Annotated in this window: 22 protein-coding genes and 1 pseudogene; 13 read left to right on the top strand and 10 right to left on the bottom strand. The window is 65.1% G+C overall.

All coding sequences use genetic code 11. From position 1 onward, the window contains the following. Positions 1-45: 45 nt before the first annotated feature. Together HZR14_RS04455 and HZR14_RS04450 are read left to right on the top strand one after the other, a co-directional pair. On the top strand, positions 46-612 hold the full coding sequence (locus HZR14_RS04455) for a DUF1684 domain-containing protein (protein ID WP_181691667.1): 567 nt from the start codon (positions 46-48) through the stop codon (positions 610-612). Between the two features lie 97 nt (positions 613-709). Next, positions 710-1,192, top strand: a complete 483-nt coding sequence (locus HZR14_RS04450) for a dihydrofolate reductase (protein ID WP_181691666.1) — start codon at positions 710-712, stop codon at positions 1,190-1,192. 22 nt (positions 1,193-1,214) lie between these two features. On the opposite strand, the gene HZR14_RS04445 is transcribed toward HZR14_RS04450, so the two are convergent. Next, entirely contained in the window at positions 1,215-1,895 is a 681-nt protein-coding gene (locus HZR14_RS04445; RefSeq protein WP_181691665.1) for a class I SAM-dependent methyltransferase, read from the bottom strand. A gap of 41 nt (positions 1,896-1,936) precedes the next feature. Beyond that, positions 1,937-2,536, bottom strand: a complete 600-nt coding sequence (locus tag HZR14_RS04440) for a deoxyuridine 5'-triphosphate nucleotidohydrolase (protein ID WP_181691664.1) — start codon at positions 2,534-2,536, stop codon at positions 1,937-1,939. Between the two features lie 88 nt (positions 2,537-2,624). Between HZR14_RS04440 and HZR14_RS04435 the strand changes: the two genes are divergently transcribed. After that, complete coding sequence (locus HZR14_RS04435) at positions 2,625-2,936, top strand: DUF5783 family protein (RefSeq protein ID WP_181691663.1); 312 nt, start codon at positions 2,625-2,627, stop codon at positions 2,934-2,936. Here the strand turns inward: HZR14_RS04435 and HZR14_RS04430 are convergent. Beyond that, positions 2,933-3,484, bottom strand: coding sequence for an Ig-like domain-containing protein (locus HZR14_RS04430; protein ID WP_181691662.1), 552 nt, complete (start codon positions 3,482-3,484; stop codon positions 2,933-2,935). The genes HZR14_RS04435 and HZR14_RS04430 overlap by 4 nt on opposite strands. A gap of 243 nt (positions 3,485-3,727) precedes the next feature. After that, positions 3,728-4,594, bottom strand: coding sequence for a zinc metalloprotease HtpX (htpX, locus tag HZR14_RS04425; protein WP_181691661.1), 867 nt, complete (start codon positions 4,592-4,594; stop codon positions 3,728-3,730). A 171-nt stretch (positions 4,595-4,765) separates the two neighbouring features. Here htpX and HZR14_RS04420 point away from each other — a divergent pair, with 171 nt between their 5' ends. Beyond that, complete coding sequence (locus HZR14_RS04420; RefSeq protein WP_181691660.1) at positions 4,766-5,767, top strand: PAS domain-containing protein; 1,002 nt, start codon at positions 4,766-4,768, stop codon at positions 5,765-5,767. Here the strand turns inward: HZR14_RS04420 and HZR14_RS04415 are convergent. The 4 genes and pseudogenes from HZR14_RS04415 to HZR14_RS14555 all read right to left on the bottom strand — a co-directional run. Further along, entirely contained in the window at positions 5,739-7,298 is a 1,560-nt protein-coding gene (locus HZR14_RS04415) for an RNA-guided endonuclease InsQ/TnpB family protein (protein WP_181691659.1), read from the bottom strand. The genes HZR14_RS04420 and HZR14_RS04415 overlap by 29 nt on opposite strands. A gap of 254 nt (positions 7,299-7,552) precedes the next feature. After that, positions 7,553-8,392 (bottom strand): M14 family metallopeptidase, encoded by an 840-nt coding sequence (locus HZR14_RS04410; RefSeq protein ID WP_181691658.1) that lies wholly within the window; start codon positions 8,390-8,392, stop codon positions 7,553-7,555. A gap of 244 nt (positions 8,393-8,636) precedes the next feature. After that, positions 8,637-9,917 (bottom strand): adenosylhomocysteinase, encoded by a 1,281-nt coding sequence (locus HZR14_RS04405; protein ID WP_181691657.1) that lies wholly within the window; start codon positions 9,915-9,917, stop codon positions 8,637-8,639. 60 nt (positions 9,918-9,977) lie between these two features. Beyond that, positions 9,978-10,256, bottom strand: a pseudogene (locus HZR14_RS14555) (hypothetical protein); the annotation flags it as partial. A 370-nt stretch (positions 10,257-10,626) separates the two neighbouring features. Between HZR14_RS14555 and HZR14_RS04400 the strand changes: the two are divergent. Next, the gene (locus tag HZR14_RS04400; RefSeq protein WP_181691656.1) at positions 10,627-11,832 is read left to right on the top strand and encodes an MFS transporter; all 1,206 of its coding nucleotides are present in this window, start codon (positions 10,627-10,629) and stop codon (positions 11,830-11,832) included. Between the two features lie 227 nt (positions 11,833-12,059). On the opposite strand, the gene HZR14_RS04395 is transcribed toward HZR14_RS04400, so the two are convergent. Beyond that, on the bottom strand, positions 12,060-12,893 hold the full coding sequence (locus HZR14_RS04395) for a DUF7093 family protein (protein ID WP_181691655.1): 834 nt from the start codon (positions 12,891-12,893) through the stop codon (positions 12,060-12,062). Between the two features lie 293 nt (positions 12,894-13,186). Beyond that, entirely contained in the window at positions 13,187-13,804 is a 618-nt protein-coding gene (locus tag HZR14_RS04390) for a class I SAM-dependent methyltransferase (RefSeq protein ID WP_181691654.1), read from the bottom strand. Between the two features lie 209 nt (positions 13,805-14,013). On the opposite strand from HZR14_RS04390, the gene HZR14_RS04385 reads away from it, so the two are divergent. From HZR14_RS04385 to HZR14_RS04350, 8 genes are all read left to right on the top strand, one after another. After that, positions 14,014-15,582 carry a spermidine synthase gene (locus HZR14_RS04385; protein WP_181691653.1) on the top strand — a complete coding sequence of 523 codons (1,569 nt, stop codon included), beginning with the start codon at positions 14,014-14,016 and terminating at the stop codon, positions 15,580-15,582. A gap of 97 nt (positions 15,583-15,679) precedes the next feature. Then, positions 15,680-17,269: a hemolysin family protein gene (locus tag HZR14_RS04380; protein ID WP_181691652.1), complete on the top strand. Its 1,590-nt coding sequence runs from the start codon at positions 15,680-15,682 to the stop codon at positions 17,267-17,269. Positions 17,270-17,329: 60 nt separating this feature from the next. Continuing rightward, on the top strand, positions 17,330-18,013 hold the full coding sequence (locus HZR14_RS04375) for an SCO family protein (protein WP_181691651.1): 684 nt from the start codon (positions 17,330-17,332) through the stop codon (positions 18,011-18,013). Between the two features lies 1 nt (position 18,014). Further along, positions 18,015-18,599 carry a TlpA family protein disulfide reductase gene (locus tag HZR14_RS04370; RefSeq protein ID WP_181691650.1) on the top strand — a complete coding sequence of 195 codons (585 nt, stop codon included), beginning with the start codon at positions 18,015-18,017 and terminating at the stop codon, positions 18,597-18,599. A 1-nt stretch (position 18,600) separates the two neighbouring features. Then, positions 18,601-19,266, top strand: a complete 666-nt coding sequence (locus tag HZR14_RS04365; RefSeq protein WP_181691649.1) for a cytochrome c biogenesis CcdA family protein — start codon at positions 18,601-18,603, stop codon at positions 19,264-19,266. Between the two features lie 49 nt (positions 19,267-19,315). After that, complete coding sequence (locus tag HZR14_RS04360) at positions 19,316-20,845, top strand: APC family permease (protein ID WP_181691648.1); 1,530 nt, start codon at positions 19,316-19,318, stop codon at positions 20,843-20,845. A gap of 2 nt (positions 20,846-20,847) precedes the next feature. Then, positions 20,848-21,582 carry a universal stress protein gene (locus tag HZR14_RS04355; protein ID WP_181691647.1) on the top strand — a complete coding sequence of 245 codons (735 nt, stop codon included), beginning with the start codon at positions 20,848-20,850 and terminating at the stop codon, positions 21,580-21,582. Between the two features lie 83 nt (positions 21,583-21,665). After that, complete coding sequence (locus HZR14_RS04350; RefSeq protein WP_181691646.1) at positions 21,666-21,860, top strand: cold-shock protein; 195 nt, start codon at positions 21,666-21,668, stop codon at positions 21,858-21,860. Positions 21,861-21,874: the final 14 nt, after the last annotated feature.

The raw sequence follows: 21,874 nt of genomic DNA, 5'->3' as shown, positions 1-21,874 counted from the left end.
AAGGCACGCCGGACGGCTTATTGATCGGGACCGCAAACCGGGGGTATGGAGTTCGACGTCGAAGCCTGGCGCGAGGAACTCGTATCGTATCGGGCACAGAAAGACGAGAAGTTCGAGGAGCCACACTCCTCGCCGCTCGGACCAGACGCGCGCCGTGATTTCGACGGCCTCGAGTACTTCGAACCGAACCCCGACTACCGCGTCGAGGCGACGGTCGAACTCGACGGAAGCGACGAGACGGTGACGATGGAGACGAGCAGCGACGGCGAGCAGCTATACGAGCGTGCGGCACGTTTGCACTTCGAGGTACCCGACCAGCGCGGCGAGGGGACAGAACAGACGCTCGTCGGCTACCGCCGCGTCGACCGGAGTGAGGGGTCGCTTTTCGTCCCCTTCCGCGATAAGACGACGGGCCAACAGACCTATCCGGGCGGCCGTTACATCGAACTGCACTACGACGGCAACCTGGAGGACGACGTCACGTTCACGCTGGATTTCAACCTCGCGTACAATCCCTTCTGTGCGTACAGCGGTGCCTACGAGTGCCCGCTGCCACCACAGGAGAACTGGCTCGACGTGGCGATCCCGGCCGGCGAGCGCTACGAGGAGTGACCGCTCGGGGCGGTGACGTCCGAGCGCCGAGGCCGCCCGCGGACGGGGCCGACGCCGTCGAAGAAACACGTATGGTAGCTCCCGCCCTTGGGTCCGTATGGAGCTGGTTTCGGTCGCCGCGGTCGCGGAAAACGGTGTCATCGGCTGTGCCGGCGAACTCCCCTGGGCGTCGATCCCGGCGGACAAACGACAGTACCGCCAACGGGTCGCCGACTCGGCGGTGATCCTCGGCCGCCGAACGTTCGAGTCGATGCGGTCCGACCTGCCCGGCAGCGAACAGGTCGTCTTGAGCCGGACGGTGGAGGGGTACGACGTCGAGACCGCACACGTCGTCGACGGTGTCGAGGCGGCGATCGGGTGCGCCGAGTCGCTGGGAGCGGGGGACGGCTACGTGCTGGGGGGTGCCGAGGTGTACCGGCTGTTCCAGCCGCACGTCGACCGGATGGTGTTGAGCCGCGTCCACGGTACCTACGAGGGTGATTGCCGGTATCCGGCCTTCGACGCCGATGCGTGGACGCTGACGCGGGAGATCCCGCACGATCGGTTCACCGTCGAGGATTGGCGGCGAAGCGAGCGTTGAGACGGTATGCCGTGTTCCGCGCTCAGGGGACGACCCCGACGGTCAAAAGCGTCCCGTACTCGCGGTAGCGCTCGAGCATGTCCGCTCGGCGCTCCCACTCGTCGGTCGGGAACTCGCTTTCGGGCGGGATCTCCGTCTCGCGGTCGGGGATCGTGTCCTGTTCGGCGACGTGGAAGCCGGCCTCGCGGAACGCCTCGCGGTACTCCCCGTAATCCCACCGCGTCATCTCGATCGAGATGTTCTCCTGCCAGCCGTGGGTGTGAACGTTCTCCTCGAAGTAGTTCACCGCGCAGTAGAACGTGCCGCCGGGACGGAGGACGCGTTTGAGCTCTCTGAGCGTGTTGTGGGGGTCGGGCGCGTAGTAGAACGCCTCCATCGAGAACGCGTGGTCGACGCTGTCGTCCGAAAACGCCAGCGAGTCGAAGTCGCCGACGACGTAGCCTACCGCCGGGTCGTCGGTGTAGCTCCGGGCGTTTCTCGTCATCTCCGGGGCACCGTCGAGGCCGTAGACGCGGCCGGCGTCCTTGGCCTCCCGGAGCGCCCGGCCGGCGTAGCCGCTGCCACAGCCCAAATCGAGGACGGTCTCGCCCGCCTCGACGGGCATCCGTCCCAGGGCGTGTTTCGCCGTGTGCCAGTGTCGCCGTTCCATCCCACGGTCGCGGCCGTCTGCCGCCCACTCGTCGAACTCCACGCGAACGCTCATACCTCACGCACGGCCCGGAACAAGTAAACGGCAGCGGATCGTCACCCGCCGGTCGTGCGTTCTGGACCCTCCCGGACGTTCTCGCCCTGGTACGTCCCGTCGTAGGTCCCCTCGTGGTTCGCCTCCGCGAGGACGAACTGTGCGATCCGGGCCCCGGCCTCGATCTCGACGTCGTGATACACCTCGAGTAACCCCTCGCCTTTTCCCTCGTAGCCGGCGTCCCACACCGCCGTATCGAGCATACAGGAGTTCCGCAGCAGCGACGACCGGGGATAGATAAACCCGACGTGGTCCGCGGGGATCGAAACCGTCTCGCCGTAGCGGACGACGTAGCCGCCCGGCGGGAGGCGGTAGACGCGGCCGCCGGAATCGTCATCGCCGCCGGCATCGTTATCGCCGCCGGCATCGTTATCGCCGGCGGTATCGTCATCGCCGTCCGCCTCCGGAGCGAAGTCCTCCGAGCCGCGTTCGATCGGGTCGAGTTCCTCTCGCCCGCCGACGGCCTTGTCGTCGCGGCCGATCCGCCCTGGCTCGCACTGTCGGAAGACCGCCTCAAGCGTCAGGTCGACGCCGTTGGGCTGGCGCTGTGCGTCGGTCGTCGGTTCGACGTGGTCTGCGACGAACGCGCCGCTTCGGTACATACCGGCCGGTCGGGTGGGCGTATAAAAACCGTTGCGCTCGTCGCACCGGTCCGACCCGTTTTTGGTGATCGATACCCAAGCGCCGTCCATGGACGCCGAAACCTTCGACGAGCAGAAGTACGTCGACCTCTTTCCGCAGCTCCAGCAGGCGTACAAGAACGTGTTCAACCGCCTGAACGACGAGTACGACTCGTCGTTGATCCACGGGATCGACCAGAGCGTGCTCAACGAGTCGGAGCCGTTCTACGACGACGACGAGGGGTTCTATCTCGAGATCCCCGAAGACCCCTACGGTCGGCTCTCGGAGACGGGCGTCGTCGTCGGGGAGGACCGATTCGAGACCGTACTCGCCGAGTACGTCGAGGCGATCGAAGCCGAACTCGAACGGACGTTCGATTAGGCGTCCGCGAGGTCCGAGTCCCCGGCGCTGGCCCCGCAGTTCGCGCCGGTCCAGACCGCGAGGTCGCCGCCGGTCCCGACCCGGACGAGCACGCGGGCGCAGTCGGTGCCCGTCCCGATACTGTCGATCACGTTCGTCGTCCGTACGTCGCCGTCGTCGAGCGTGACGTGAATCCGGTACTCGCCGGGGGTCTCCCCCCACGCCCCCTCGATCGTTCGGCTACCCCCGTCGGCGTCGAGTTCGTAGGTCCCGAGATGGAGCATCTCCTCGCCCGCCTCGACGGCCAACTGGATCCGGTGGTCCTCATCGTGAGTGTTCTGGATCGAAAGCTCCCCGAGTCGAGCCCCGTCCGGCTCCTCCGTTGTTCGGGTATCGGTGTCCTCGTTGGTTCCTTCGGCTTCGGTTCCGTCGGGGTCGTCCCCGTCCGTTCCGTCTTCGTCCTCGGTGTCTCCCTCGGCATCCCCGCCGAGCGCCCCCGTACAGCCAGCCAAGGGGAGTGTCGCGCCCGCGGCCGCGGCGGAGCCGAGTAGCGTACGACGCGTGTACATACCGGTATTGCGGCACTGGATCGCTTAAATACCCGTCAGACGTTCGGCGCACGGATCCGAGGGCAAGCGCCGGGACGAAGGGCGGTGGAGATGGACGAAGGGCGGTGGAGATGGACGAAGGGCGGTGGAGATGGACGAAGGGCGGTGGAGATGGACGAAGGGCGGTGGAGATGGACGAAGGGCGAGGGAGATGGACGAAGGGCGGTGGAGACGGACGAAGGGTGGACTGGCGGGGAGGGCCGCCTACTGTTCCATCTCGCGTTCGAGTTCGCGGAGTTTCTCGATCCGTTGCTCGGTCGGTGGGTGCGTCGAGGCGATTCTGCCGATGAACCCCTTCTGGATCGGGATGATAAAGAAGGCGTTCATGTCGGCCTGCTCGCGGAGGTCCTCCTCGGGGACCTGTTCCATCCGCCCGGAGATCTTCATCAGCGCCGTCGCGAGCGCCGAGGGGTTGCCAGTGATCATCGCCGCGCCGCGGTCGGCGCTGTACTCCCGGTAGCGACTGAGCGCGCGGATGAGCAGAAACGAGATCACCCATACGAGAAGCGAGACGACGATGGCGACGATGAGCGGGGCACCGTTGCGGTTTCGGCCGCCGAAGAGCCAGCCCCACCGGACGATAAAGAAGGCGATCGTCGAGAGGAACGACGCGATCGTCATCACGGCCACGTCGCGGTTCTTGACGTGGGCGAGTTCGTGGGCCAACACGCCGTCCAGTTCGTCGTCATCGAGCGTCCGAAGGACCCCCGTCGTGACACAGACCGCGGCGTTCGAGGGCGATCGGCCGGTCGCAAAGGCGTTCGGCGTCCGGTCGTCGGCGACCGCGACCGTCGGTTTCGGTAGGTCGGCCTGCTGGGCGAGTCGACCGATCCGGGCGTGTAGCTCCGGATACTCCGACTCGCTGACCGTCTCCGCCCCCATCGCGCGCAACGCGAGTTTGTCGCTGAAGAAGTACTGGACGATCGAGAAGGCCCCGAGCATGACCACGGCGAACAACACGTTTCCGAAGTACGCCGCCAGTACGCCGACGAAGACGAGATAGAGGGCGAAGAGCAAGAACATGGTAAAGCCCATGCGAAACCGCAAGCCCCAGTCGGTTTGCCATTCCATACATCCCCGTTGGTGGTGAGCGAATAAAAACTGTCGCGGTCGGTCCGAGCCGCATCCCGGCCATTTATAACTGCCGCGCGACAGGCTCCGCACTGTGCGGCAACTCTCTCTTCACGGCGCTGTGGTCCGTGGTGGAACAAGTCCTATCTATTCTCAGCACGACTTGTAACTATGGATACAGATCCCTACAATGGTGCTTTGGGGGACTACGAAGAGGGTACCAGCACCTATCGATTCATCATCGAAGCCGTTCGAGACGGCGTTTTCGTCGTCAATCTGGACGGGACCATCACCTACGTCAACGACTCGCTTTGCTCGCTGATTGGACGGGAGCGGAACGAACTGGTCGGTGAGACGTTCGATACCCTCGTCGAATCAGCACTAGCTCACCCGGAGGAGTTTGATCGATTCGGTACGGCGATACACGACCTTTCCGACGGCGAGATCCAAGACAAGACCCTGACGTTCGAGATTGGCCAAGAACCCAAGCGAGTGGTAGACGTTCGCGTCTCGACACACGTCCGCGACGACGGTACTGAAGATATCGTCGGCGTAGTTCGGGACGTGACAGAGCACGAGCGGAGGGTACGGGCGGCAGAACGAAAACAGGAGGTGCTGGCTACACTCTACCAGATTGGCGCTGAGAACGCTCTCACGTTCGAAGAAAAAGCCGAACGCATCCTCTCTATCGGATGTGAGTACCTGGACCTGCCGTATGGGTTCCTGTCGAGAATAGAGGAAGACACACAAGAGATTGTCCACGCTGTTGGCGATCATACACTCCTCCAGCCGGACGAATCGGCACCGATAGAGCAGTCGTACTGTCGGAAGACCATCGAAAGCGACGACCTAGTCGGTATGCAGGATGCACGGGCGGAGTTGGGTGACGACGACCCGGCGTACGAACTGTTCGAGTTGGGCTGTTATATCGGAACAAAGGTGCTGGTCGGCGAGAATCTCTACGGGACGTTCTGCTTTGCGGCCCCACACGACCGTGACCGGGAATTCACCGCCGGCGAACGAGAGGTCATCAAGCTTCTCGGACAGTGGGCCGGGTACGAACTCGAACGGCAGCGATTCGAAGAACGCCTGGAAGGTCTGCACGAGATATCACAGCGGCTGCTGGCGGGTCAACTACCCCACCCTACTCAGCGACTGACGTCGCTTCGTTGAGGGTGGGGCTTGTCCGTGACTCGGCGGTTACATCCACCGTGGCTGGTTGAGGCCACTCTTCACCGGCAAAACGCCCATCAAGCTCTAAGAGTCCAGACTTCAAGACTATCGTAGTCATCGGGGCTGGTTGACTATCCGTATCCTCGGTTGCTTCCGAGGCAGCCCGTCCCGAAGACGACTTGTGCGACTCCGAGACACCAGTATCCGCTTCTTCGGCTTGCTCGACCACATCGAACCAATTCTCACCCTCCGCAACGGAATCACCGTAGAACTCCTCTCGAACATAGCGATACGCAACGTTCTTCGCCGCGTTCAAATCCGCATCCAACGCGTACCCACACTCTCCACACTCAAACTCTTTACCAGACCGATTCGAACGAGCAACGTGTGAACAATCCATTCGACTACACGCTTGACTCGTGTATGCACCGCTCACGTCGTCAACGACCATATCGTACGGTTCGAGTTTGTACTCCACGTAGTCTTCAACGCGCTTGAAGAACCATTGCTGGTACTCTTTCTTGTTTGAGATCCGCTGTCGAATGTCGAGCAGCCGCTCGAACACAACGTGAGTAGCACGAACGCGGATCACATCAACGCAAATGGCATTCGCGATGGAGTGAGCAAGTTGGTCGAACCAACGCCATTCTCGACCCTTCATGGACTGTAGCGTGCGGTGAGCGGAGCGTGTGCCGGTTTGTTGGAGTCCGGCTCGAGTGTTCTCCCAGTTGGTGCGTCGATGATTCAAGTGGTCGGCGCTTCCGTGGAACCCGCCTGCACTCGTCACGACAGAGTATCCGGTCACGTTTCGGTCCACGCCAAGCACTCGTTGGTGCTTTTGCGTGTCAGAACCGTTGCCGCGTGAACGAATAGACTCCTGCCATGCCGAGCCGACAAGCTCTCCGAAAGCAGTAGTGTTCGGTATTGATTCCGGGTGTGGTAATGGTGCTGGTTCGACCTCTGTCCTCGTCTGGACGTGCGCGTAGAACTCGTGGTCAGACGGGCTGTCTGGTCGGTACACGATTCGCAGTGTCTGATACTCGAACACGTCAGAGAGGACGTACCCTCCATACGGGTTATCTAGCGACTCCGGGAGGATGAACTGTGTCTCGTGGCGGTTGCCGTCGACTAGTGAAAGTGTAGCTTTCCACTTTCGGAACGTGGAAGACCGTTTGTCGAAGAGCACCGACCAGCCCTCTTCGGAAGAGTCGTATTCTGGCTTGCTGATTCGACGGCCTTTCTTCCAGTCAGTTTTCAACCCGGCTATGTTCTCGACGGTTTGTTTGATGGCAGCTTGGACGAGGTTCGCGTTGAGGTCTGTTTCACTTTTCAACCGTGCGTATATCTCGTCTCGAACCTCACGTTTTGTGGTGATGAGATCGCTTGGTTTCTTGGGGTGGTCGGGCCAGCAGTAGTCCGTGGTTTGGTTTTGACAGTAGTAGTATTGTTCGGCGGTGTCGTGGAGCGCTTGGACTGTGTCGCCACTCACTTGCGTGGGAAGTGGTGCAGTTCGATACGCATCCACGACCATATGTTCGTGTTATTGTCTGGCTATTTGAATGTACTGATAATAGTTGTTTCAAGTGGTTTGGGGACGTGTTTGTCACTCTTGTGTCGGCTTCCTCCCCGCCCTACTCGCTCGGCACCGCCTCGCTCCTTGAGGGCGGGGGCTCCGCCGACAAAACTGCTGAAGGGGTGGGCTTTCGCCTCGCTACCGCTGTAACAAAGCACTGTCGGGACAAACTCCGACTCCGACGCCGACTCTGACTCCGATTCCGATTTCGACTATCCGTCCGATAACCCTTCGACGTCCTCCGGCGGCGAGAGCGTCCCCACGATCCGGCCGTAGATCCCGAAGATGCTCTCGTAGCCGTCTTCGCTCGCGAGCACCGGCACGACGCCCGACTCCTCGACACGGTGGGTGTAGACGTCGTCGCGGGCAAACACGTTGCCCGCGGGAATCTCCTCGAAGTTGTCGTAGTACACGTGCGGGTCGCCGCCGCCCTTCGGCACTTCCTCGTCACCCTCCACGATGGTCGTCTCGGTGAACGACGGCGGTTCGTCGGCGAGCGCGCCGTGGGCCCGCAGAAACGCGAGCGCGGCCTCGTAGCCGAACTCGACGGCCTCCTGGCTGCCCTGGCGGCCGGCCTCGACGGACACCGTGTTCTCGACGGCCGAGTCCAGCGTCGTCCCCCGGAGCCCGCTCGAATCGAGGACGTAGTCGATGGGCATCCCGGTCACCGTCCGCCGGACCGATTCAGTGAGGTGGCTGTAGATGGCAAACGGCGGCGGCGCGCTGTGGGAGGTGTGGATCGCGAGCACCGCATCGGCCTCCGCGATGGCGTCCGCGAGCCGGACCGCGAGCGCGCGCTCGTAGTCGTCGCTGTCGGCGTCGCCGGGGAACGCCCGATTTAAATCGGTATCGGTGTAGCGCGTTCCGGCGGCCAGCGCCGGTTCGTTGGCCACGATCAGCCGGACGGTTCCGTCGCCCCCGGCCGCCTCGGGGGCCGAAAGCGTGTCGGCGAGTCGGTCGACGATCCGCTCGCCGGCCGGTTCGTCGCCGTGGATGCCGCCGACGACCGCCACGGTGGCCGACCCCGCCGACCCGCGATCGAGTACGTTCATGCCGGCCGCTACGAGGCGGGGGAAAATAACGTGCGGCATCGGCTCCGTCGGCCGCCGGTGGCCGACCGGTTCGCGACCCGTGAGGGCGAACGGTCGCCGCCGAGACCGGTCGAGGTCGGCTCGACGACGTCAGCGCCGCCGCCGTCGCGACGGTGCCGTCGGGGGCGTCGGCCATCGAGCGGGGCGATCCGAGCCTGCCGACGGACGGATCGTCCGGGGGCTGCGGGCGGCGATCACGAGGAGATCACGTGCCGTGCTGCCAGCTGTTCATGTACTCCGCCTGCTCGTCGCTTAGTGCGTCGATCCCGATCCCCTCGGCGTCGAGTTTGATCTCGGCGACCTCCCGGTCGAGTTCGTCCGGGACCCCGTGGACGCCGGGACCGTAGGACTCGGCGTGTTCGACCATTTCGCGCACGCAGACGGCCTGGATCCCGAAGCTCTGGTCCATCACCTCGATGGGGTGCCCCATCGCGACCGGCGAGGCGAGGTTGACGAGGCGGCCCTCCGCGAGGACGTTGAGCCGTCTGCCGTCCGGCATCTCGAACGCCTCGATGCCGTCTCTGACCTCGCTGCGGGCGACGGCCAAATCGTCGAGCGAATCGAGGTCGATCTCGACGTTGAAGTGGCCGGCGTTCGCGAGGACGGCGCCGTCGGTCATCCGCTCGAAGTGCTCTTCGACGATCACGTCGCGGTTGCCCGTCGTCGTCACGAAGATGTCGCCCTCCTCGGCGGCCTCGGCCATCGGGCGGACCTCGTACCCCTCCATGTGTGCCTCCAGGGCGCGACGAGGTTCGACCTCGGTGACGACCACGTGTGCGTTCTGGCCCTTCGCCTTTTTTGCGACGCCCTTCCCGCAGTAGCCGTAGCCGGCGACGACGACCGTCTTGCCGGCGAACGAGAGGTTCGTCGTCATCGCGATGTTCGACAGCGAGGCCTCGCCGGTGCCGTGGACGTTGTCGAAGAGCCGCTTCATCGGCGTGTCGTTGACGGCGAACATCGGGTAGTGTAACTCGCCGTCGTCGTCCATCGCCCGCAGGCGGTGGACGCCCGTCGTCGTCTCCTCACAGCCGCCGAGGATCGAATCGATCAACTCGGGGTGCTCCTCGTGGATCGCCATTACCAAGTCGCCGCCGTCGTCGACGGTGACCGTCGGCTCGTGGTCCAGCGTGGCCTCGATGGCGGCGTAGTACTCCTCGTCGTCGACGCCGTGTTTGGCGTAGGAGGTGATCGCGTCGTGTCGGTCCAGCGCCGCGGAGACGTCGTCGTGTGTCGACAACGGGTTACAGCCGGTGATCGCGACGTCCGCGCCGGCCTCGGCGAGGACCTCCGTCAGGACGGCCGTCTTCGCCTCGACGTGCATCGCCATGGCGATGGTTTCGCCTTCGAGAGGCCGCTCCGAACCGAAGTCCTCGTCGATCGAGGTCATGATCGGCATGTGCTGGCGGGCCCACTCGATCTTCTTGCGGCCGGACTCGCCTGTCCCGGCCGGGTCCTCGAGCGCGTCGGTGATCGTCGGATGGTTCATAGATACGACGAGGGGCGAGGGCGGGAAAACGCTACCGAACGCCATGAACCTGCCCCGCGGTCAAGCCGCGGGGTTTCCTGCTTCCACGACGTCCTTTGCATCCACCCGAAGAGCGGTGAACACAGGGAGGACAGTCTGCACAGGCGTTGATTCGGAGCGTCCCGCCCCCCCATGAAGAGTATTGATACTGGTAGACGAAATCAAATGAAACCGACTCACGAGTGATCCGCCGTTCGCTCCGTCGAACGGCGTGATCCTCGTGCGTCGTGTGTACATTCTTTTGTCCGTCAGTATGAGCCCGCGGTCGAGCACGTTCTTTGCGGCGTTCAGGTCGCGGTCCCCGGTATGAGCAGTCGGACTGTCGAACGGTACATCAACCACACGGAGCACGTGTAGGCCGAGCGTACGGCCTTCACCCTCGGGGGCAAGTGGTTCGAGACGTGAAGCGTCTCGTCATCACGGAAATCTTCGATTTCCGTACGACCCCGAGGCACTCGGCCTGTAATTACTCTAGAGACGGGGGACGGGTCGCTCGCAGGTCCGTCGCCCGGCGTCCTCGGGTATCGTCCTCATACGATCTCATCGGGTGTCCCCGCATCCATACGATCTCATTCATCGGGCGCACACAACGGTTGATTCATCCGTCCATCGTGAGAAAGGACGCCATGCGCTGTCGACGCCGCCCAACAGTACGTGAGTCACGGTCGGGATGAACTGGGAGTACCGCTATACTGTGTTGTCGCTGTGTATGCTCGCCTTCTTCGTGACGTATTTCGCCCGGTTGGCGATCAGTCCCGCCGTCCCGTTCATCGTTGCGGACTTCGAGATATCGAACACGGCAATCGGGGTCGCACTCTCGGGGATGTGGCTCGCATACGGCGTCTCGCAGTTCCCAAGCGGTATCTTGGCCGATCGCTACGGCGAACGCCGGGTGATCCTCGTCGCGGTCGGGGGGACGACAGCAATGAGCGTTCTCCTCGCGGCCACCCCCGCGTTTCCGGCGTTCGTGGTGGCGGCTGTCGTCCTCGGGCTCGTCGCCGGCCTCCACTACGCCGTGGCGACGACCCTGCTCTCGCGGACGTTCGACGACCTTGGAACGGCCGTCGGGCTGCACTCGGTCGGCGGCCCCCTTGCCGGTCTGATCGCCCCCGTCGCCGCCGCCTGGGTCAGTGTCAGATACGGGTGGCGTCCGGCGGTCGCGCTGTCGACACTCGTCGGGATCCCGATCTTCGTGTTGTTCGTCCGGTACGTCGAGCCGACGGAGCCGCGACGCCCCGACCAGCCCATGCGCGAGCGTCTGCATCTCGGGGCGCTGGCCGAACTGCTCTCGCGACCCGCGATTCTCTTTTCGCTCGCCATCGCGACGGTCGGAACGTACGCCGTACAGGGGCTCATGTCGTTTTTGCCCACGTTCCTCGTCGATTTTCACGCGTACTCACCGGGCGCGGCCGGCGTCGTGTTTTCGGCGTTTTTCGTCGTTCGAACCGGCGGACAGGTCGCTGTCGGCCGGCTCTCGGATCGCTTCGGCCGTGACCCGGCGATCGGTATTGCCATGCTCGCCGGAGCGCTCGGCATGATCGGATTCGTCACCGTCTCCGGGGCGGGCCGCCTCGCCGTCTCCGTCCTGCTGGTCGGGTTCGGCTCCAGTTTCTTTTCGGCCGTCGATCCGCGGTTCATGGACGCCCTTGGCGAGGCTGAACGGGGTGCCGGATTCGGGCTCGTCAGAACGGTCTACACCGTCATCGGATCCGCCGGATCCGTCGGCGTCGGGGTCGCCGCGGACCTGTTCGGATGGGGGGCCGCCTTCGGAACGCTCGCGGTCCTGTTCGGGGGCGGATTCGTGTTGATCGCGGGCAACACACTGCTCGGGGGCTACCTTTCTGCGAGGAGAGAATCCCGCCGTTCACGGCGTTGAGGAGAGTGACGCTCTCGTTCGCACACCAGAACGCGGAGCGCTCTGGGGACGGGCGTGAATCCGGCAAATCACCCACAACCCACCGACGACACTCTGGCCGGGGATTCCACGCGACGGTGTCGAAATAGGGTCGAAGGATGAGGCGGTCAAACAATCCCTTCCTGGGAAGTACCACCCCCGAAAGAGGGGGAGACGCCGAAAGCGGCGCAACCGACAGTGTGGGTGCCTCAAGCCGTTTCTACGTAGCCGCGTCGACACTCGGGGCAGAGGTCGCCATCGCGGAGCGACGTCGCCTCCCCGGACCACGTCCGCCCGCAGGCCCGACAGCCGATCGTCTCCCCGTCGTCGGAGGCGGTGTCGCGCCCGTAATCGCTCGACGCCGCGTTCGAGTCCGCGGTGTCGGAGATGATGACGGCGTCGTCGATCGGGTCGTCATCGTCCCCCTCGGTGCTCGTTTGCTCCCGATCGTTCGTGTCAGCGTCCGGTCGTGCCCGGCTGTTTTCGCTGTCCCTGCTGTTTTCGCTGTCCCTGCTGTTTTCGCTGTCCTCGCCGTCCCCGGAATCGGCCCATCCCTCCCCGCTCGCCCCCTCCGGACCGGCGTTCACGTCCGGGGATACCGAGTCGACGTCCCCGCGGGAGTCAACCAGGTCGACGTCTTGGTTGGCGTTCACCAAGTCGGCGTCCCAGGTGGAGTCCGACGGATCGACCGCCCGAGCAGCGTCGGTCGGGGCGGACGGCTCGCGCTCGTCCCCGGGGTCGGGGCGGGCCGTCTCCCCGGCGGTCCGCCCCCGCGTCACGTCCTCGCTCGTCCCCGAGGTGTCCGCGTCGGACGGGGCGGAATCGGCCGTCTGATCGCGTTGCTCGCCCGATCCGTCCCCGTCCCCGGAATCGCGGGGCGTCAACAGCCGTTCGTTGCGGTACAGTTCCTCGCGGCTGCCACAGCGACTACAGACCTGGTACTCCCGGCAGATCAACACCACCCCCTCGGGGCGCTCCTTGCGGTGTTCTTCGAACTCCGTCGTCTCGTAGACGTGCCCCAACGCCGTACATCGGACTCCCATCGAGTACGGCTTCGTGCCTGGGGTAAAATAAACATACACATACCGTCGTGCGTGTGTCTGACACAATCCGGGCTCCGCGAAAGGGGATCCCCGCGGACGGTTTCGAACTGGTCGATCGGCGTCCCGAACCGGTCGATCGGCGTCTCGAACCGGTCGATCGGCGTCCCGAACCGGTCACCGAGTGTCCGTCGCTACAGGCGGGTCAAGCCGAGTGCCTCGGGGTCGTTCGGAAGACGGAGTCTTCCATGATGACGAGAGACGAGGTCTCTCGAACCACTTGCGTCGGGGTGGGTTCACGTCGAACGGAACGTTCGGACGGTATCGCGCGCGCCGACCGTGGTCTCGATCCCGACGAACCCTAACTCGCCGAAGACGTGCTCCCAGTTGCGATAGTACAGGGGGACGTCCTCGGTAACGTAGTTCACCTCCGGAGGCTCCGACCGGGAGACGTCACCGTCGCCCTCGTTTTCGACCGTAACGATAATATCGTCGGCGATCCGGGCGGTCTCCTCGAAGACCCACTCGGCGTCCGGGTGGACGTGCTGAAGCGTCTCGACGGAGTAGACGGCGTCGAACCGGTCGTCGGCGAACTCCCCGACGACGTCCTCGATCGCGTCGTGATAGAACGTCCCGTCGGCGGCCAATTCGGGGTACGTCTCCGCCATGACGTCGAAGGCGTCGCCGTTGAGTTCGATCCCCGCGAGGGTGTCGAACCCGCTCTCTTTGAGGTGTGCGAGATGCCGCCCCGAACTGCAGCCGAGTTCGAGGATCCGTGCGTCCCGCCCGAGGAACCGATCGAATATCTCCCGGAGCGTCTCGCTCGTCTCGTCCGGGCCGTAGTGTGCGTAATACGCCGGCGAATATTCCCCGGAGCGGGTTTCCCACTGGTGTCGGACCTCGTTTGAATCCACGTTGAAGATCCGTGGCCGCGACCTAAAGTCCCTTGGACTCGGCCGCCGGCGGTGTTCGGTCGGGGGATGCTGTGTCGGGTGGTACCGTGTCGGATGTACGGGACCCTCCCGACACCGGACGGGAGCGAGCGGGGACGTGGCCGATCGCTCCGCGCGCTCCCCGACCGTACGTCCGTGGGGCTTATCTTCGGACCGACGTACTGTCGGATATGTCCCCCGTCTCGGAGTGGTCCTACGACAGGGTGAGCGCCCCCGAACTCGCGGTGTTCGTCTCCGGGGTCGCGAGCATGGGCCTCGAGATCCTCGCCGGCCGGATCGTCGCCCCCGAGTTCGGCAGCAGCATCTACACCTGGGGGAGCATCATCGGCGTCTTTCTCGCGGCGTTGAGCCTCGGGTACCACTACGGCGGCAAGCGGGCAGCTCGGCGAGCGAGCGTCAGCCGCCTGTCGTGGATCCTCCTCGGGACGGCCGCCTACGTTGCGTTGGTGGTCTTCGCGAACGACCTGCTGTTGGCCGCGGGATCGGGGTTCGCGCTGCCGAGTCGGTTCGCGTCGTTGCCCGCGGTCACGCTGCTTTTCGGCCCGCCGACCTACCTGCTCGGGTTTATCAGCCCGTACGCGGCCGAACTCTCCGCCACGGAGGGTATCGGGGAGGCCTCCGGTCGGGTCTACGCTCTCGGTACGATCGGCAGCATCGTCGGTGTCTTCGGCACCACGTTCGGGCTCATTCCGGTCTTCGAAATCGAGACGATCGGTTTCGTGTTCGGCGTGTTGCTCGTCGTGACGGCGGTCTCGATCACGCTGCCGTCGATGGACCGCCAGTCGCTCCTCGCGACGGCCGGCGTCACGGTGTTGCTCGTCGCGGCCGTCACCAGCGGGGCCATCGGCGTCTCGACCGGCGGGCAGATCGTCCACCAGACCCAGACGCCGTATCAAGAACTCGAGGTGGCCGACCTCGGCGATACGCGGACGCTGTATCTCGACGGCCAACGACACAGCGCGATGGATCTACGCGATCCCGACCGCCACGTCTTCGGCTATACCCGATATTTCCACATGCCCTATCTGTTCGCCGAGGACCCGGCGGAGATCGACCGGGTGCTGTTCGTCGGCGGCGGGGGGTTCACCGGCCCGAAGCGGTTCGTCTCGGAGTACGACGCCACCGTCGACGTTGTGGAGATCGATCCCGAAGTGATACGGACCGCAAAGGAGTACTTCGGTGTCGAGGCGTCCGATCGGCTCAACGTCTACAACGCCGATGGCCGACGGTTCCTCCGGGAGACCGACGAGACGTACGACCTCATCGTACTCGATGCGTATAAAAAGGACAAGGTACCGTTCCAGTTGACGACGCTCGATTTCATGCGGCTGACGAACGATCGGCTCTCGGAGGACGGCATGCTGTTCGCGAACGTCATCTCCGCGCCGACCGGCCCGGCTTCGGAGTTCTACCGCGCCGAATACCGGACGATGGAGCAGGTCTATCCCCAGGTGTATGGCTTCTCGACCGCCGGGCCGGGCGTCGTCCAGAACATCGAGATCGTCGCGACGAAGAACCCCGACCAGGTGACGCAGTCACAACTCGAAACCAGAAACCGCGAGCGCGACATCGGTATCGACCTCGAAGCCGAGATCGAGAACTACCGACACGAGGAGCCGACCGACGACGTGCCGATCCTTCGGGACGACTACGCGCCGGTCGACAGCCTGCTTGATCCGATGGTCGGCCAGCGGTACGTCATCGAGCAGGCCCCGCCCGAAAACGGGACGTCCGGATAGCAGGTCGGTCGGCTTCGGCCAACGTTTTATAACGGGCGGCGGAAACGGTCCGCATGGACAGGGTTCGAACGCTGACCGCCCCGGCGGAGGCATACCGATGGTAGACGTCGCGCTCTCGGCGACGCGGCTGGTCGGAGCGTTGGTCCTCGTCGTGTTGAACGGCTTCTTCGTCGCCTCGGAGTTCGCCTTCGTCCGGATCCGATCGACGTCGGTCGAACAGCTTGTCGCGGAGGGCCGCGCCGGCGCAGACGTCCTGGAGGGTGTGATGACGAGCCTCGACGACTACCTCGCGGTCACCCAACTCGGCATCACCATCGCCTCGCTCGGACTGGGATGGGTCGGCGAGCCGGCGGTGGCGGCGCTCATCGAGCCGGTGCTCTCGCCGATCCTCCCGGGGAGTCTCGTCCACCTCGTCGCCTTCGCGGTCGGGTTCGGCTTCATCACGTTCCTCCACGTCGTCTTCGGCGAACTCGCACCGAAGACGCTCGCCATCGCGGAGGCCGAGCGGATCTCGCTGCTCGTCGCCCCGCCGATGAAGCTGTTTTATTACGTCTTCTATCCCGGACTCGTCGTCTTCAACGGGACGGCGAACGCCTTCACCAGGCTGCTCGGCGTCCCGCCGGCCTCCGAGACCGACGAGACGCTCGGCGAACGGGAGATCCGACGGGTGCTCGTACGCTCCGGCGAGGCGGGCCACGTCGACCCGGCGGAGATCGACATGATCGAGGGGATCTTCGAGCTCGACGACACCGACGTCAGGGCGGTCATGGTGCCACGGCCCGACGTGGTGAGCGTCCCGGCGGACGCGTCGCTGTCGGAACTCCGGCACACCGTCCTCGAGGCCGGGCACACGCGCTACCCCGTCGTCGCGGCCGACGACGCGGACCAGGTCGTCGGCTTCGTCGACGTCAAGGACGTCCTCAGAGCGATCGAGACCGGAGCGGGGAGCGACACGACGGCCGAGGGGCGGAACGGAGGCGATACGACGGCCGGGGACCTCGCACGCGAGATCGCAATCGTCCCGGAGACGACCGCCATCAGCGACCTCCTGTTGCAGTTCCGCGACGAGCGAAGCCAGATGGCTGCCGTGATCGACGAGTGGGGAACGCTGGAGGGGATCGCGACCGTCGAGGACGTCGTCGAGGCGGTCGTTGGCGACCTCCGAGACGAGTTCGACGCCGACGCCCGGGAGCCCTCGATTCACAGACGCCCCGACGGCTCCTACGAGATCGATGGGGGGGTCCCGCTGTCGGTCGTCAACGAGACGCTCGAGGCGACCTTCGAGAGCCCGGGCTTCGAGACGATCGGCGGGCTGGTGTTGGATCGCCTCGGCCGGGCACCCGAGACGGACGATCGGATCGGGGTCGACGGCTACGTCATCGACGTGACGGGCGTGGAGGGCACGCGCATTGAAACGCTCGAGATCTCCGACGCCGGAGGCGGTGGCGGGGACAGAGACGAGGGCGGAGGCGGTGGCGGTGACGGGGACGGAGGCGGTGGCGGTGACGGGGACGGAGGCGGTGGCGGTGACGGAGGCGACGAAGCCGACACCCACGGCGACGAAGCCGACACCCACGGCGACGAAGCCGACACCCACGGCGACGAAGCCGACACCCACGGCGACGAAGCCGACACCCACGGCGACGAGAGCGACGACGGGGGCGACGAGGACCCGGCGAAGTGCTGACCTGATACCCGCCTGCCTGATCACCAGGCTTCATTTATACGAGGACGCGTAATCTACGACATGGACCGCCGTCGGTACGTACAATCGATCGGGACGGTAGGGGTGGCCGCCACGGCCGGATGTCTGGGTGCGATTCCCGGAGTGGGCGACAGCCGGACGGTGCTCGATCCACCCGAGATAGATTTGAGCGCCGCGGACCACCCAAGCTACGGCGACGACCTCCCATCCGTTAGCCTCCCGGACCCGCTGCTCGGCGAGGAGATATCGACCGAACAGTTCGAGGGCGAGCGCGCCATCCTCATGACGTTCATATACACGAACTGCCCGAACGGGATGTGCCCGGCGCTCACGCTCCGATTGCGGCGGGCGCAGGCGGTCGCGGCCGAGAAGGGCTACGGCGACGAGTCGGCGTTTTTGGCGACGACGTTCGACCCCGAACGTGACACGGCGGACGTCCTGGAGGACTACGCGGACCGACAGGGCGTGGACGTCGACGCCGGCAACTGGCACTTCCTGCGGCCGGAGAGCTACGAGGCCGGCACGGAACTCATCGAAGAGAACTTCGGGCTGGTGATCGAGAAGGTCGACAGCGACGACTACGAAACCCTCGAGTACGCCTTCCCGCACTACAATCTCATCCTCCTCGCCAACAGGGACGGCGTCGTCGAGCGCGCGTATCCCAACGGGGCGACCGTCGACGTCGATCGCGTCGTCGAGGACTTCGAAACCGTGGTGACCGCCTGAGATGCGCAGACGAGAGGCACTCGCCGGGGTCGGGAGCGTGGTGGCGCTCGGTGCCGCGGGCGCGATCGCGGTCGGTGGATTCCCGTCCGTCGGCGACGACCCGACGGCGGTGGGAGACGCCCCGGTCGGAACCGAAAGCGGGGGGGACGACCCCGGAGGGAAAGAGCCGATACCGGTCGAGACGATCGACGCTCCCGGAAGCGAGGCCGGCGAGGTCTCGATTCCCGCCGCGGAACAACCGGCGTTCGTCGACTTCTTCGGGACGTGGTGTCCACCCTGCATCGAGCAGATGCCCGCGCTCGCGGAGGCGAACGAACGGATCGGTGAGGAGGTCCTGTTCGTCTCCGTGACGACGGAGAACGTCGGGGGGTCGGTCACCGAAGCGGAGGTCGCCGAGTGGTGGGAAACCCACGGCGGCGAGTGGACGCTCGGGATCGACCCGACCGCGGAGTTGGCGGCCAGGTACAACCCGCCCGGCTACCCTTCCGCCTTCGCGATCGGTACCTCCGGGGCGGTACAGTGGTCCGACTCGGGCGTCAAGACCGCCGACGAGCTCGTCGCCGGGATCGAGCAGGCGATCGAGTGAGATGACCGACGTCACGCTCGCGACGAACCTGCCGTTCGCGATCACCGCCGGCGTCGCGACGTTCTTTTCGCCGTGTGCGTACCCGCTGTTGCCGGGATACGTCGGCTTCTATCTGAACCAGACGAACGCGAACGAAGCCTCCCTCGGCGGGGCGGGCGCGAGAGGGATCGTCGCGGGGATCGGCGTGCTCGCCACCTTCGGCGCGCTCACGTGGGCGACGCTTCTGGTCGGGCAGTCGACGCTCTCGGATATCACGCTCTTCGAGTCGCTCGTCGGTGCGCTGTTGGTGCTCTTCGGGGCGCTCGTCGTCACGGGGCGTGCACCGTCGATTTCGGTACCGTTGCCGAAACGGCGGGCGAGCGTGCTCGGATTCGGGGTCTTCGGGGCGGGATACGCGCTGGCGGGTGCCGGCTGTGTCGCGCCGATCTTCCTCGCGGTCGTCGCTCGCTCGGCCTCGCTGCCGACCGAGATGGCGACGGTCGTACTCGCGGCGTACGCGGGGACCGTCGCCGTGTTGATGGTCTCGGTGACCGTCGCGACCGGCATGGGGCTGGTGTCGAACGCGAGCCGTCTCACGGCGTACGCCGGGCTGATCGAACGGATCGCGGGCGTCGTGATGATCCTGGCCGGTCTCGGACAGCTGTATCTCGCGCTCGTCGTCTACTGATGGCCCGGACCGCCGGCAGCTTTATATAGCCGTTCTCGCAGGTTCCGGTATGGCCGACGAGACGGTCGGGGGAAACGACGAGGGGGCAAGCGACGGGAAAGCCCCTCCGGGGAGCGAGTCCCCACCCGCCGTGGATGCGGGAGAGAACGTCGGCGGGGAGTCCCCACCCGCCGTGGATGTGGGGGAGAACGTCGGTGGGGAGTCCCCCGAGGACGCTCCCAAATCGATCAGTGAGGGGGCGACGGTCCACGACGACGACACCGAACTCGAGCGGACGATCGGCCTCACCGGTGGGTTGGCCATCGGTATCGGGACGATGATCGGCGCGGGAATCTTCGTCTTCCCGGGGCTCGCGGCCGGCAACGCCGGGCCCGCGGCCGCCCTCTCGTTTGCCATCGGCGGCGTGATCGCCCTCCTCGTCGCGCTGCCGGCCTCGGAACTCGCAACGGCCATGCCGCGGAGCGGCGGCGGCTACTTTTTCGTCTCCCGGAGCATGGGAACCGCCCCCGGTGCGGTCGTCGGCCTCGGGCTGTGGCTCGGACTCGTCTTCGCCTCGGCGTTCTACCTCGTCGGGCTGGGCCACTACGCGGCGGCCGTCCTCGCCGAGATCGGGCTCGTGGTTTCGATCAGCCCGGTGATCCCGCTCGGTCTGTTCTTCGGCGTCGTGTTGACCGCCTCGAGTATCGGCGGTACGGAAAACACCGCGAGGATTCAAAACGCGGTCGTCGGGGTCTTGCTCGTCATTCTGACGCTGTTTTTGTCCTACGGCTCGCTGGATGCCCTCGGCGTCTTCGGCCGCGAGGCGGTCCCCGAGGCGTTCTTTTCGCAGGGCGTCTTTCCCGTGTTTAGCACCGCCGCGCTCGTCTTTACCTCGTATCTCGGCTTCGCACAGGTCGCGACGGTCGCCGGCGACATCGAGCGCCCGAGCCGAAACCTCCCGCTCGCGATGGTCGGCTCCGTCCTCGTCGTCACCGTCTTTTATATCGTGACCGTCTTCGTCGCCACGAGCGCGTTCGGCGCTGCCCGGCTCTCGACGCTCGGAGAGACGGCGATGGTCGAGGTCGCCCGGGCGTTCCTCGGCCGTCCCGGTGCGGTGGCGATCCTCCTCGCCGGCCTCCTGGCGACGTTCTCGAGCGCGAACGCATCGATACTCAGCGCCTCCCGGACCGTCTACGCGTTGAGCCGCGACGCGCTCTTGCCGAGGCGGGCCAGCGAGATCAACCGCAGATACGGGACGCCACACGTCGCGTTGCTCGCCGCGGGTGGCCCGATACTGGTCCTCGTCGCCACGGGGGACGTCGAGGTTCTCGCCGAGGTCGCCTCCTTTCTGCACCTGATCATGTACGGGCTGATCTGCGTCGCCGTGATCGTACTTCGACGGCGCGATCCACCGTGGTACAGCCCGAGTTACCGGATGCCCGGCATGCCGGCCCTGCCGGCGCTCGGCGCGGCCGCGAGCTTCGGGTTGGTCGCGTTCATGCGGCCCGCCTCGATCGTCATCGGGATCGGAGTCATGTCGGTCTCGTATCTGTGGTATCGCTACTACGCGGGAACGGTCGAACTCAAAGGAGTGTTCTAAGTATGTACACGAAACCCAACGTGCTCGTACCGATCCGAGTCCTCGATGGCGAGTCGATCCCGGAGGGGATCGCCGGACTGGTAAAAAACGCACACGTCGTCCTGCTCGGGTACCACATAGTCCCCGAACAGACCGCAACGGGACAGATGCGCATGCAGTTCGAGACGGAAGCGAACAACCGCCTCGACGAACTCGAAGACCTGCTCGAATCGGAGGGAGCGACCGTCGAGACGCGGCTCGTGTTCACCCGCGACGGCCAGAAGACCATCGATCGGATGATCTACGAACACGACTGTCTGGCGGTGTTGGATCCGGACGCCGTCGGAACGGTCGAGAGCGTGCTGGTCCCGATCCGCGGCACCGTCGGTCTCGACCGTATCGCCCGCGTCGTGGCCGGGCTGTTCGCCGACACCGACGCCGACGTGACGCTGTATCACGTCGCCGAGTCCGGCGAAACGAACGAGGACGCGCGGACGTTGCTCGACGGCCTCGTTACCCGGCTCACCGAGGGGGGGATCGATCGAACGCGGATAACCCTCATGATCCGACACGGCGACGAGGCTGTCGACGCGATCACCGACGAGGCCGGCTCGTTCGACGTCGTCGTGATAGGCGAATCCGATCCCTCGATCGCAACGTTCGTCTTCGGAATGCCGGCGGAGACGGTCGCGGATCAGTTCCTCGGTCCGGTCTTCGTCGTTCAGCGCGAGCGCCCCGATGACGACGCGTCCGGGTGAGAGGGAGCGATGGGATCGCTCCGAGGGGTCGAGCCCGGACATTCGAAGGTCTTATACGCGTCTCCGACGTCCGTCTACGTGAAATGGCAGACGGAAAGGTTGATTTCTTCAACGACACTGGCGGCTACGGCTTTATCGAGACCGAGGATTCCGACGAGGACGTGTTCTTCCACATGGAGGACGTTGGCGGTGAGGACCTTACGGAAGGAACGGAGATCGAATTCGAGATCGAGGACGCCCCCAAGGGCCCGCGCGCGACGAACGTCGTCCGCACGTAATCGATCCGCAACAC

Origin of the sequence: Natronomonas salinimetallica (assembly GCF_013839515.1) — an archaeon.
In the GTDB taxonomy this organism is placed as follows: Archaea; Halobacteriota; Halobacteria; order Halobacteriales; family Haloarculaceae; genus Natronomonas.
The sequence above is the reverse complement of the archived record's forward strand: the minus strand, read 5'-3'. Positions and strand labels throughout refer to the sequence as shown.

Coding starts and splice junctions, on each gene's coding strand:
- HZR14_RS04430 (WP_181691662.1), bottom strand. CDS start 3,484: ATGTACACGCGTCGTACGCTACTCGGCTCCGCCGCGGCCGCGGGCGCG.
- HZR14_RS04435 (WP_181691663.1), top strand. CDS start 2,625: ATGGACGCCGAAACCTTCGACGAGCAGAAGTACGTCGACCTCTTTCCG.
- HZR14_RS04365 (WP_181691649.1), top strand. CDS start 18,601: ATGACCGACGTCACGCTCGCGACGAACCTGCCGTTCGCGATCACCGCC.
- HZR14_RS04445 (WP_181691665.1), bottom strand. CDS start 1,895: ATGAGCGTTCGCGTGGAGTTCGACGAGTGGGCGGCAGACGGCCGCGAC.
- HZR14_RS04395 (WP_181691655.1), bottom strand. CDS start 12,893: ATGGGAGTCCGATGTACGGCGTTGGGGCACGTCTACGAGACGACGGAG.
- HZR14_RS04405 (WP_181691657.1), bottom strand. CDS start 9,917: ATGAACCATCCGACGATCACCGACGCGCTCGAGGACCCGGCCGGGACA.
- HZR14_RS04370 (WP_181691650.1), top strand. CDS start 18,015: ATGCGCAGACGAGAGGCACTCGCCGGGGTCGGGAGCGTGGTGGCGCTC.
- HZR14_RS04420 (WP_181691660.1), top strand. CDS start 4,766: ATGGATACAGATCCCTACAATGGTGCTTTGGGGGACTACGAAGAGGGT.
- htpX (WP_181691661.1), bottom strand. CDS start 4,594: ATGGAATGGCAAACCGACTGGGGCTTGCGGTTTCGCATGGGCTTTACC.
- HZR14_RS04375 (WP_181691651.1), top strand. CDS start 17,330: ATGGACCGCCGTCGGTACGTACAATCGATCGGGACGGTAGGGGTGGCC.
- HZR14_RS04400 (WP_181691656.1), top strand. CDS start 10,627: ATGAACTGGGAGTACCGCTATACTGTGTTGTCGCTGTGTATGCTCGCC.
- HZR14_RS04410 (WP_181691658.1), bottom strand. CDS start 8,392: ATGAACGTACTCGATCGCGGGTCGGCGGGGTCGGCCACCGTGGCGGTC.
- HZR14_RS04355 (WP_181691647.1), top strand. CDS start 20,848: ATGTACACGAAACCCAACGTGCTCGTACCGATCCGAGTCCTCGATGGC.
- HZR14_RS04380 (WP_181691652.1), top strand. CDS start 15,680: ATGGTAGACGTCGCGCTCTCGGCGACGCGGCTGGTCGGAGCGTTGGTC.
- HZR14_RS04455 (WP_181691667.1), top strand. CDS start 46: ATGGAGTTCGACGTCGAAGCCTGGCGCGAGGAACTCGTATCGTATCGG.
- HZR14_RS04450 (WP_181691666.1), top strand. CDS start 710: ATGGAGCTGGTTTCGGTCGCCGCGGTCGCGGAAAACGGTGTCATCGGC.
- HZR14_RS04360 (WP_181691648.1), top strand. CDS start 19,316: ATGGCCGACGAGACGGTCGGGGGAAACGACGAGGGGGCAAGCGACGGG.
- HZR14_RS04350 (WP_181691646.1), top strand. CDS start 21,666: ATGGCAGACGGAAAGGTTGATTTCTTCAACGACACTGGCGGCTACGGC.
- HZR14_RS04440 (WP_181691664.1), bottom strand. CDS start 2,536: ATGTACCGAAGCGGCGCGTTCGTCGCAGACCACGTCGAACCGACGACC.
- HZR14_RS04415 (WP_181691659.1), bottom strand. CDS start 7,298: ATGGTCGTGGATGCGTATCGAACTGCACCACTTCCCACGCAAGTGAGT.
- HZR14_RS04385 (WP_181691653.1), top strand. CDS start 14,014: ATGTCCCCCGTCTCGGAGTGGTCCTACGACAGGGTGAGCGCCCCCGAA.